Genomic DNA, 8984 nt, shown 5'->3' on the forward strand with positions numbered 1-8984 from the left:
TTCGGAACCATCCAAAAACCATCCCACAGAATCACGCGTAGGCTGAAATGTAGGTATCATGCGGTTTTTCTCAAACCCGTACCTACAGGATTTCGCATGGCCATCAATACGCTTACCGACGCAGACTGCCGCCGCGCCACGCCGAATGACGGCAAGCTGCGCAAGCTCTTCGATGGCCACGGCCTGATGCTGGCCGTCCTGCCAAGCGGAAACAAGGTTTGGCGCATGGCCTATCGTAACGACGAGGGCAAGCAGCAAACTGCCGTCATCGGCCCGTATCCCCTGATCGGCCTCAAGGAAGCGCGCGAGCGCCGCGACGTTTTGCGGTTGAAACTGATCGACGGCGACGACCTCAAGCCCAAGCGCAAGACAAGCAGCCCATCCATTGCACTTGATGCCGCCATCGATACCTACTGGGCCGGGCGCACGGACATCAGTGCCGGCTACAAGGCAAATGCATTGCGCGCGCTGGCCATGTACATCTCGCCGACGCTGGGCGCGAAAACCGTGCGTGAAATTACCAAGGAAGACTTGATGGCCGCGCTGCGCCCGATGGATGCCGCCGGCCTGTCCGTGTACGTTCGGCGCGTGCGCATGTGGGTGGGCCAGGTGCTCGACTGGTCCATCCAGCACGGCCACTGCGAGGAGAACCCCGCATCGAACATCAATTCGAAGGTCGCCTTTTCCCGCAAGCCGCGCGAAGGGTTCGCCGCCCTGGCATTGGCCGAGGTGCATCCGTTCATGGAGCGCCTGGCCCTGGAAGATGAAATTCAGTCTGTACTCGCCTGCAAGCTGCTGGCGTTGACGTGGACGCGCACGGACGAGCTGCGGCGCATGACCTGGGCGGAAGTGGAGGGTGATGTCTGGCGGATACCGGGCAAGCGCATGAAGAAGGGCCGCGAGCACCTGGTGCCGCTGTCTTCCCAGGCGCTGGACCTGCTGGCTGAAATGAAGCTGCGTTCGCGGGGCAGCAATTACGTTTTCCCGAACGACCGGGGCGGTAGCCGCCCCATGAGTGAAAACGCGATTCTTTACCTCATTCACCGTATCGGCTTCAAGGGCAAGATGACGGGCCACGGCTGGCGCAAGGTCGGTTCCACCTGGGCCAACGAGCACGAATACAACTCGGACCACGTTGAAGTGCAGCTCGCGCACAAGGACGGCGGCGTGCGCGGGGTCTACAACTCCGCGGAGTACCTGAAGCAGCGCAGGGTGATGCTTCAGGCCTTCGCTGACTGGCTGCTAGAGAAGCCTGATCCCAGCGGATTGGAGCGTTGAGAGGCGCCATCCCAGCGTGCGCTGGGTTATGGCAACGTCCGCCGGCGGCAGCTTGTTCTCCTTCACCCATCTGCGCAGCGTCTCCGAAGTGACGCCCAGCATTTTGTATAAGTCCTGGCGGTAAATAATTCGGTCTTCGTTCATTATTTGATTCCTTTCGTGGGTTGGTTGCATTGATGTTGGTCGAGCTGATTCTTCATGAACTCCATTTTTCTGTGAGCCTCGTCGCGCTGATCCCAGCCTTGTAGGCGCCCCGCTTCACGTTGCTGCGCGCCCCAGGTGGTGAGATGGGAAATGATTGCCTGGCGTGTCTGTTCCACTGCCCTGGTTTCAATCCTGCTGTATGGATCGGCACATGAAGCGCGAAACCAAGTCAGCAGTTCCTGGAACGCTGGCGTGTCAACGCTTTCATCAGCTTTGGACGAGTTGAAGGCGGCTAAGGTTTGCAGGGCTACGAGCTGGTGTTGTTCCTTAAGACCTGCCAGTACTGAAGCGAAATTGCGAAATGCCATGGCGCCATCCAATGGGGCATCGCCGTTGCCGAACTCTCTTGCTAAAAGATACGCACTGTCCATCACGTATTCGTGCCGTGCAGCTAGAAATGCAAGTTCGCCTGCTGCAGCTCGGATTGCCACCATTGCAAACGCTTCTGCCTCGGTGTATTCGCAAACCTCCACGCCAGGCTTGCGGAAATCGCGCAGCCGGCAGAATTCTTTGTATTCCTCCACTTTCGTGCTCATGCAACCCTCCCATTTTGGGACTGCAACATGGTTTCTATTTTGTGCTGTCCTGTCCATGGTGCAGCAAGGTTAATACTAGATTGCATTCTCTTTGCATCTGCCAAGGCCTTTGCAAATAAGTAGCTTGTTGGAGACGCATCTACCATGGCCTGCAAGAATTTAACGCGATCATCAATTGCGAATTTCAGTTCGTAGGCTGCGTTAATGTCTGGGATCGCGATAGCTTCGACTCGCGGCTCATAGGCGGCCTGACTAATGTAGGGAGTAATGGAATGTAATTCGAGCAGATCCAAATCGTGCAAGTCCGGAATGATCGGAACTATTGCGCCGAATGGCACAGCTTTGAATATGCCCGGCTCTTGGTGTTCTAACTCCACCCAGGCGTGAAGCTCACCATTGCTCACGTCGCGGCGTAGGTCGGTGATAGTACCGGTCTGGTGCCCCTCGTCTCCGTCGAAGCTTACTCGGTCACCAATTTCGATACAGTGTTCGTTCCTGCCACAGTTGGAGCTGTCGGTTTCGCCGCACACGCAGCTCAGGTCACATCCGCCACATTCGCTGCATGTACCGCATTCGCTGCATATACCGAGCTTGTGTGTGCGGGGGATATCGAGGAGAGCCAACACCGCATCAATGTCGGCAATCATTTCGATCTGTAGCGCAATCTTTACATCGTCAGATGACCGCAATTCAGATAGAAAAGACCTGCGTTGTTGCAGCGCATATCGGGTCTCGATCACTTGTTTACTGGAAATTGTCAGGGTGCTCAGCATTGCCGTGTTCCTTTCAGTTTGGCGGTAACGCCGCACACGCCGAAGCGGTCGATGGCGGCGTCGATCACGTCGCCGCTGGATGCGGCAACCTCAAAAAATTCAAAGCGTTCGGTTTGCGTGCGAACGGTCACGGAAAAGGTGCTCATGTGCCATTTCCTTCTTGGGGTGGGGTGTCGGGGACGATCAGCCGGGGCCACGGGCAGGCGTTGACGGCCGCCCAGGCGGCAATGACCGCTGTTTTTGCCTCGTCAGGCAGGTTTGGTGCGGGCGCCGCCGGCGGCGTGGCCGGGGCAGGGCGGTCGGGGTGCGTACAGTTATTTACACGAGTCCGAGGAACGGCAACCCCAACAGCCACCCCGCGCCCGCCTGTGGCCTGTACGGGCGTCCAGGTATGGCGCACGGACTTGAAGACCACGCCGACAAGATCGCTGCAGCGCACGCCGTAGGGCGTGGTGCGCAGCGTTTCGCCGTAGCGGCCGATGACAGTTTTTTCGTCCTTGGCCAGCGTGACGACCAGTTCCTTGCGCGGCACCAGGGGGCCGCCCTGGGCGCGCAGATATTCAGCCCAGCAGGCGCGCTTTTCGCCGTCGATTTTTTGCACGGCGTCCCAGGCGCGGCGCATGGCGGCCGGGGCTTCGTTGAGCATGCTTTCTTCGATGCGGCGCAGTTCGCGCCACACGGTGACGGGCGCGCCGCCCCACTGCTGGAATTGGCGGATGCCCCAGCACGCGGCCCAGGACTCGACGCGCGCCGATGGCGTCAGCTCGACATCGCCTTCGGTGTCGGCCGTGACGACATAGCCTTCTTTCGTCTTGTGCTCGGCCACGCCGTCGATGTTCTTGGCCACGTACTTGGCAATGTAGCCTGCGGCGCTGCCCTTGGCCCAGTCGATGCGTTTCACGTCCAGGCGACGCGCGAAGGCGCCGGGTTCGCCACGGTCCACGCGCCAGGCGTAGCGCTTCATGATGCGGATGGCGCGCCCGGCCACGTCCTGCAGGTGGGTAGTCTTGTATTTCGCCGTGGGGCGCACAAACAGCAGCAGATGCCAATGCGGGCAGCCGTCGTGATGTGGTTCGGCGATGCGAAAGCCGTACAGGCCGATGCCCCGGCGCGCCAGGGCGGAGCGGCACAGCGATGTCATCTTGCCCAAGTAAGCATTCGCCTCGCGCGGCGTGGAGCCGTCGAACTTGTCGTTCGGCTTGCCGCTGTGCTGCATGGCGTGGAAGCGCGATGGGCACGTCCAGGTGATGAAAATGCCCTGGTCGCCGCACTCGCGGGCGATCTGTTCAAAGCCGTTGATGCGCAACATCAGCTCGCCGCGCCGGATGGCCTTGTTGGCCGTCGTTTTCTCTGCCAGCTCGGCGATGCTGAATTGCTGGCCGTTCTCGTTCTGCACCAGGGTGGCGGCCAGCGCGGCCGCGTTGCGGCGGTTCTGCGCCAGGCGCGACAGCACGGCATCGTTGCTGGCGTAGGGTTCGCCGCGATAGTTCACGTAACCCAGGCGGATATTGCCGGCCTCAAAGGCGCGCTTGACCCGCTTGCGCAACTGGCGGCGCCACCAACGTGCATCCACCAGGCGGGCGATGGTGTCGGTCATCGTGTCGAACTCAGGCAGCTCGATGCCATACGAAGCGCATTCGTCTTCCATGATCTGCAGGGCGTGCGTGTCGGACACGGCCATCCACAGCATTTTGGTCACGCCGTCCGCCGCGCGCTCGGCGGTGGCCACGATGTCGGCATCGCTTTGCGACAGGTCGACGCCGGCCGGCACGTACTGCTCGGCGAACTCGCGCACAAAGCTGCTGGCGATGGATTCATAGATTCTGTACCAGGACGACCAGGCCATTTTTGCCATGGCGGCCGTGATGACGCGGTTGCGCCATTTGAACGGGATACGGGCCAGCTCGGGCGCGAAGTACGGGGATCGCAAAAACGCCTCGTGGCGTTGGGCTGGCTTGAGAATTTCTTTAGATGGCATTCAACAGTCTTTCGTACACACGGATAGCGGCAGAGGTGGCGGCGCGCAGCTCGATGCGCTCTTCCTCGGTAAATGAGTGGATGGGCGACTCCCAGCGGTCGGCGTCCATGCCGGCGGCGATCAACACGGAACGGCGCGCGCCACGCGGCGACAATCCCCAGGCCTGAGCCATGAAGGGCGCCAGGTTGCGCGGCTTGATGCTGCGCAACTGGGCCTTGGCTTCGGCGATGGCGGCCAGCGCATGCCCGGCGCCCGGCGGCGTCGGCATGTCCTTGTCGCGCGCGGCCAGAATTTCGGCGGCAGGCTGGAAGGACAGGTGATTGTCGATAAGGGACGCCGGCATGATTCAGTCCTTGATGAAGCCAATGGCCCGCAGCACGCCGGGAGCAATGACGATCAGGAACGACAGCAGCCAGATGCCGCAGGTTTTGGCCAGGCGCAGCATTAGCGTGCCCCTTGCCTTGAAAAATATTCAGCCCAATAGGAGAGCGTGCGCGAGGAACCATTGCAGTGGCGGACGCCGTGTTCGCTGGCAAACATGAAGTGCAGTTCGATGGGTAGCTTGCCGACGAGCACACGCTGGTGGCTAGGCGTGAAAAAGCCCGCAACGTTCAGCGCTTGCGCATCGCTGATGATGAAGGTGAGATTGGCGGCGCCGAAGGCATGATAGGTTTTTGCAATCTCGTGGATGGAATAGGACAGCGCGTCGATGCTGGCGCCAGCGCTGGCTTGGAGCAGGAAGCAAGCTGGAGCCACCGGAACAACGCATTGTTGCGGGGCAGGGCGGGCACCGCAGGGTGCGGAAAGAGTGGCGGATTTCTTGGCGGCGTGCAGTGTGGTTTCCATCGGTTTTCCTTATTTCAGGTTGAACGAATCCCGCACGCTCAAAAAGGAGCGCTGCAGGGCACAGCAAAAGAGGGGAGTTACGGCGGCCGGGTTACGGCTGCGCGAGGAGCGGGATAGTCATCAGCAGCCCGCAGTCAGGTCCAGGGCCAGCTGGCTGGTGGCTGCCGTGCGCGCATGCTGGGACATCGGAATGCGGATATCCGGCTTGGGCATGGCGGACAGCGAGAGGGTGCGCAGCACTTCCAGGCCTGCCACGAAAGAGTGCCCACAGTCGGGGTTCTGGCACATGTAGGTGATTTCCTTGAACATGGCGGACATCGTGCGGCTTTTGACGGCGCGGACGGTGTATTCGCAATGCGGGCAGGGCAGGCCGATGACTCTCATTTCAGCTTTCTTTCCACTTGGTACAGGGCGCGACCGCGACCTGTCATGTTTTTTGCCTGCTTGCGTAAGCGCGACTTGACGAGCCATTCAGCCGCCTGATCGATACTTGCCAGCCCCTGGCGTTGGCGCACGATTTCTAGCAGCGCGCGCTCGTCGTCATTGAGATTAATTTGGTGATCTGGCATGTGGGTAGCTTTGCAGTTGCTTAAAAGTTACTATTCAGTGTCTCGGATTAAGCACTGCGAAGCTGTACGCTGTCGATGTTGGCTTCGTCACCTGCAATAACTGCCAAGGCTTCGCGCATGACGATCTGACGCACCAGCACCGCAAGCGCTTCGCCCTGGTAATCTGCGAGCGAGGAAACAAGCTGGTGTTCGTAATCGTCCAGGCGCAACATGACGCGGTGGTTTCGGATACGTTTTGCATCTGGGTACATGGCGTCGTCCTTAGTGGGTGATTTGGGAAGCGATTTCGCGCTTGTAGTCGGCGAGGCCGCGCAAGATCAGGAAGCGCAATAACCAGGCTCGGGACCGTTCTTGCTCGGCGGCAATGGCTTCGACCTCCAGTACTTCATCAGGCGACAAGCGGACGCCCAAAGGCTGCGAAGTGACGCCCTTGGCAGTGCGCCCGATTTTGGATACGTTTTTCATAATGTTATGATGTGTAATCGCTACAGGATGGCGTAACTATAGTGGACGAACGTCCACATGTCAAATAAAAAAGTGGTCATATGTCGTATTTCAAAGATCGTCTTCGCGCCGAACGAAAGCGTTTGGGCTTGAGCCAAGAGAAGTTTGCTGCCCTTGCTGGCGTGACAAAAGACACGCAATTAAATTATGAGAGTGGCTCTAGGAAGCCGGATTCTGACTACCTGATAGCTGTTTGCGGGGCCGGAGTGGATTCCCACTTTTTATTGCATGGCACGCCATCTTCGGACGAGCTACCGGCAGAGGAAAGCGAGTTGCTGCTAGCCTTTCGGAAGTTAGACCTTCGAGGAAAGTTGCGTCTGCTCGGGCTGGTTGAGGGAATGACAGAAGGAACTGCGTCAACTCCAGTTGCAGCGGCAGTTGCGCAGACTCAGCGCAAGCAAAAAATTACAATCAAAGGAGCAGTCGGACACCAGGTTAATGGTGATGTTGCCGGCCCCTTGACGGTCAATGTTGCCAATAAAAAGACCATTAAATGAAGAAAAAAATATTGCTGGTAGTTGCTTTAGGCTTTGGAGTGTCAAGTGTTTTTGCTGGCCCATCAAAATTTAAGGCGGAGGATGTTGTGGAACCCATAGCACCTACTATCGCTTGCATATCTGCTGAAGATTTGATTACAGGGTTTAAATTCGCGAGCGCTGGGGAGCAGACTCGATTGCAGGCACTGTTTGATTCAAAGCGGTGCTTACTAACAGGCCCTGGTGATAGGCTGAAAGTGATCACTGTTGAAAATTCTCCTCTTATCGAGGCGGTTCCTGTTTCGGTTAAAGGTGCGGTTAATGGGATTCATATTGCTGAGCCGAACTATAGAAAAGTAAAAAAATAGGCCAGGAGCATCGTAGGGGCTCGCGAGAAATAGAGTTGGATTGGGAAAATGGCAGAGAAAGTAGAATTTAAACGGGATGTTAGCAATGCCGTGATGGGCGACTTGAATGAGGCGCCGCGCCAAAGCAACGTAGTAAATCTCACGATAGGCTCAAAAACTGAATTTCAGCCGCTGACAAAGTTACAGCGGCAAGACGTAACGGCCAAGGTCAAGGCATTGGTCGCGCTGGAAGGAGGGTCTCCACTGAATGTCTATCGAGTGTTGCTGAATAGTTTCGGCGCTGCCAACATGGATGCATTCCCTGGGGATAAGTACATGGCGGCCATGGAATTGCTCGATGCCCGTATTGTTGCGCAGCAAAGTGCTCCTGTGTCCGCTGTAGCGCTTGTTACTCCTCCGCGCGTGGAGGTGGAACCAGCGATACCGTGCCACGCCTGCACTCGTCACCAAGCCGAAATCAAGCGAATACGGGCAATTGTCGTGGCGCAATCGACCTTGCTGGTGGGAGCGATCCTGTTTTGCGGCTGGCTGTGGTTGCCTTCCGCTGTCGGCACTGCGCCCAAATCGTCCGTAGAGACAAGTTGCCTGGTTGATGGAAAGGGATACTCGATGGGAAGCTCTATCAAGATGCCGAACGGATCAATACGTGAGTGCATGAACAACGGGCCAGAAGGGAGTCCACGCTGGTCCCTTAGCGAAAAAAAATAGGATTTATTGTATTTCTCCGTTTCAGGTGCACGGATAACTGCACCGTCCGCAGCATTTGCAGCGGTGAACTTCTCTATAGTTGAAATGTGTGAGCTGTGTGCTAAGGGCGGTAGCAATGGACTCAGGACTGGCATCCGCCAGAATCTTACGCCAGATTTTTTTGGAATGAACTTGATCTGATATTCCAAGTATCTGGCGGTGGATGTGATTACGAATCTCATTTTCTTCGCGCTCTGTCTCGCCTGTATCTATTGTGTTTTGATTGTTCTCTTTCATACTTCTCTCCGTGTAATTGAATTCATACTGCTTCCGCGATCTGGTTGGACGGTTCCTTACCTGGCACCCAAGGTCGCTCGCTGTTTTCCTGGATGATGTCGCGTACTTCCAGAAGGCGATTCCATGCCTTTTTGACGGCGCTTTCTGCATTTTGTTTGGTCGTATATAGATGCTCCAACGTTTTGAGATTGCCCACTGATCCCGCCATTTCCTGGCCTGTCTGTTTCTTTTTCCTCGCCACGTCCTTCCACTTGGCCACCACGCCCGTGATGCCTTCGTCCGGGTCTTTCTCGTCTTCGCGCTCAGCGTCGACCGCTTCCGTCTTCGTTTCAAACTCCACACGCGTAGTAAAGCCGTTGCCGCCCAGGTTGTGCGTGACTTTGACCGATAGCCAGTCGGTGGCGTCGATCTCGGGTTTGAAGCCTTTCACCGTTACGGGCGATTGCGGGAACACGGCCGGATTGCCCA

The 8984-nt window shown here is 57.5% G+C and carries 14 protein-coding genes and 1 pseudogene; 4 read left to right on the forward strand and 11 right to left on the reverse strand.

Going from position 1 to position 8984, the window contains the following annotated elements; translation table 11 throughout:
• Positions 1–96 precede the first annotated feature (96 nt).
• The gene (locus ACZ92H_RS26875) at positions 97–1278 is read left to right on the forward strand and encodes a tyrosine-type recombinase/integrase (protein ID WP_465051578.1); all 1182 of its coding nucleotides are present in this window, start codon (positions 97–99) and stop codon (positions 1276–1278) included.
• Between the two features lie 143 nt (positions 1279–1421).
• On the opposite strand, the gene ACZ92H_RS26880 is transcribed toward ACZ92H_RS26875, so the two are convergent.
• From ACZ92H_RS26880 to ACZ92H_RS26925, 10 genes are all read right to left on the reverse strand, one after another.
• Positions 1422–2018 carry a hypothetical protein gene (locus ACZ92H_RS26880; protein WP_465051577.1) on the reverse strand — a complete coding sequence of 199 codons (597 nt, stop codon included), beginning with the start codon at positions 2016–2018 and terminating at the stop codon, positions 1422–1424.
• Positions 2015–2791 carry a hypothetical protein gene (locus ACZ92H_RS26885; protein ID WP_465051576.1) on the reverse strand — a complete coding sequence of 259 codons (777 nt, stop codon included), beginning with the start codon at positions 2789–2791 and terminating at the stop codon, positions 2015–2017. Before ACZ92H_RS26885 ends, ACZ92H_RS26880 begins: the two co-directional genes overlap by 4 nt.
• Positions 2785–2937: a hypothetical protein gene (locus tag ACZ92H_RS26890; protein ID WP_465051574.1), complete on the reverse strand. Its 153-nt coding sequence runs from the start codon at positions 2935–2937 to the stop codon at positions 2785–2787. Before ACZ92H_RS26890 ends, ACZ92H_RS26885 begins: the two co-directional genes overlap by 7 nt.
• Positions 2934–4769 (reverse strand): replication endonuclease, encoded by a 1836-nt coding sequence (locus ACZ92H_RS26895; protein ID WP_465051572.1) that lies wholly within the window; start codon positions 4767–4769, stop codon positions 2934–2936. Before ACZ92H_RS26895 ends, ACZ92H_RS26890 begins: the two co-directional genes overlap by 4 nt.
• Positions 4759–5112: a hypothetical protein gene (locus tag ACZ92H_RS26900; RefSeq protein WP_034745810.1), complete on the reverse strand. Its 354-nt coding sequence runs from the start codon at positions 5110–5112 to the stop codon at positions 4759–4761. Before ACZ92H_RS26900 ends, ACZ92H_RS26895 begins: the two co-directional genes overlap by 11 nt.
• A 101-nt stretch (positions 5113–5213) precedes the next feature.
• Positions 5214–5615, reverse strand: a complete 402-nt coding sequence (locus ACZ92H_RS26905; protein WP_465051571.1) for a hypothetical protein — start codon at positions 5613–5615, stop codon at positions 5214–5216.
• A 120-nt stretch (positions 5616–5735) separates the two neighbouring features.
• The gene (locus tag ACZ92H_RS26910) at positions 5736–5999 is read right to left on the reverse strand and encodes an Ogr/Delta-like zinc finger protein (protein WP_071079002.1); all 264 of its coding nucleotides are present in this window, start codon (positions 5997–5999) and stop codon (positions 5736–5738) included.
• On the reverse strand, positions 5996–6184 hold the full coding sequence (locus tag ACZ92H_RS26915) for a hypothetical protein (RefSeq protein WP_070292047.1): 189 nt from the start codon (positions 6182–6184) through the stop codon (positions 5996–5998). Before ACZ92H_RS26915 ends, ACZ92H_RS26910 begins: the two co-directional genes overlap by 4 nt.
• Before the next feature lie 47 nt (positions 6185–6231).
• The gene (locus ACZ92H_RS26920) at positions 6232–6435 is read right to left on the reverse strand and encodes a hypothetical protein (protein ID WP_070292043.1); all 204 of its coding nucleotides are present in this window, start codon (positions 6433–6435) and stop codon (positions 6232–6234) included.
• 10 nt (positions 6436–6445) lie between these two features.
• Positions 6446–6649 (reverse strand): ribbon-helix-helix protein, CopG family, encoded by a 204-nt coding sequence (locus tag ACZ92H_RS26925; RefSeq protein ID WP_070292041.1) that lies wholly within the window; start codon positions 6647–6649, stop codon positions 6446–6448.
• Between the two features lie 80 nt (positions 6650–6729).
• Here ACZ92H_RS26925 and ACZ92H_RS26930 point away from each other — a divergent pair, with 80 nt between their 5' ends.
• The 3 genes from ACZ92H_RS26930 to ACZ92H_RS26940 are packed head-to-tail and all read left to right on the forward strand — an operon-like array spanning position 6730 to position 8240.
• Positions 6730–7185, forward strand: coding sequence for a helix-turn-helix domain-containing protein (locus tag ACZ92H_RS26930; RefSeq protein ID WP_465051570.1), 456 nt, complete (start codon positions 6730–6732; stop codon positions 7183–7185).
• The gene (locus tag ACZ92H_RS26935; RefSeq protein WP_139143185.1) at positions 7182–7532 is read left to right on the forward strand and encodes a hypothetical protein; all 351 of its coding nucleotides are present in this window, start codon (positions 7182–7184) and stop codon (positions 7530–7532) included. Before ACZ92H_RS26930 ends, ACZ92H_RS26935 begins: the two co-directional genes overlap by 4 nt.
• Before the next feature lie 48 nt (positions 7533–7580).
• A complete protein-coding gene (locus tag ACZ92H_RS26940; protein ID WP_465051568.1) occupies positions 7581–8240 on the forward strand; it encodes a hypothetical protein in 660 nt (219 codons plus the stop codon).
• A 298-nt stretch (positions 8241–8538) separates the two neighbouring features.
• On the opposite strand, the pseudogene ACZ92H_RS26945 reads toward ACZ92H_RS26940, so the two are convergent.
• Positions 8539–8984, reverse strand: a pseudogene (locus ACZ92H_RS26945) (hypothetical protein); the annotation flags it as partial.

It is taken from the genome of Janthinobacterium foliorum (assembly GCF_978021625.1).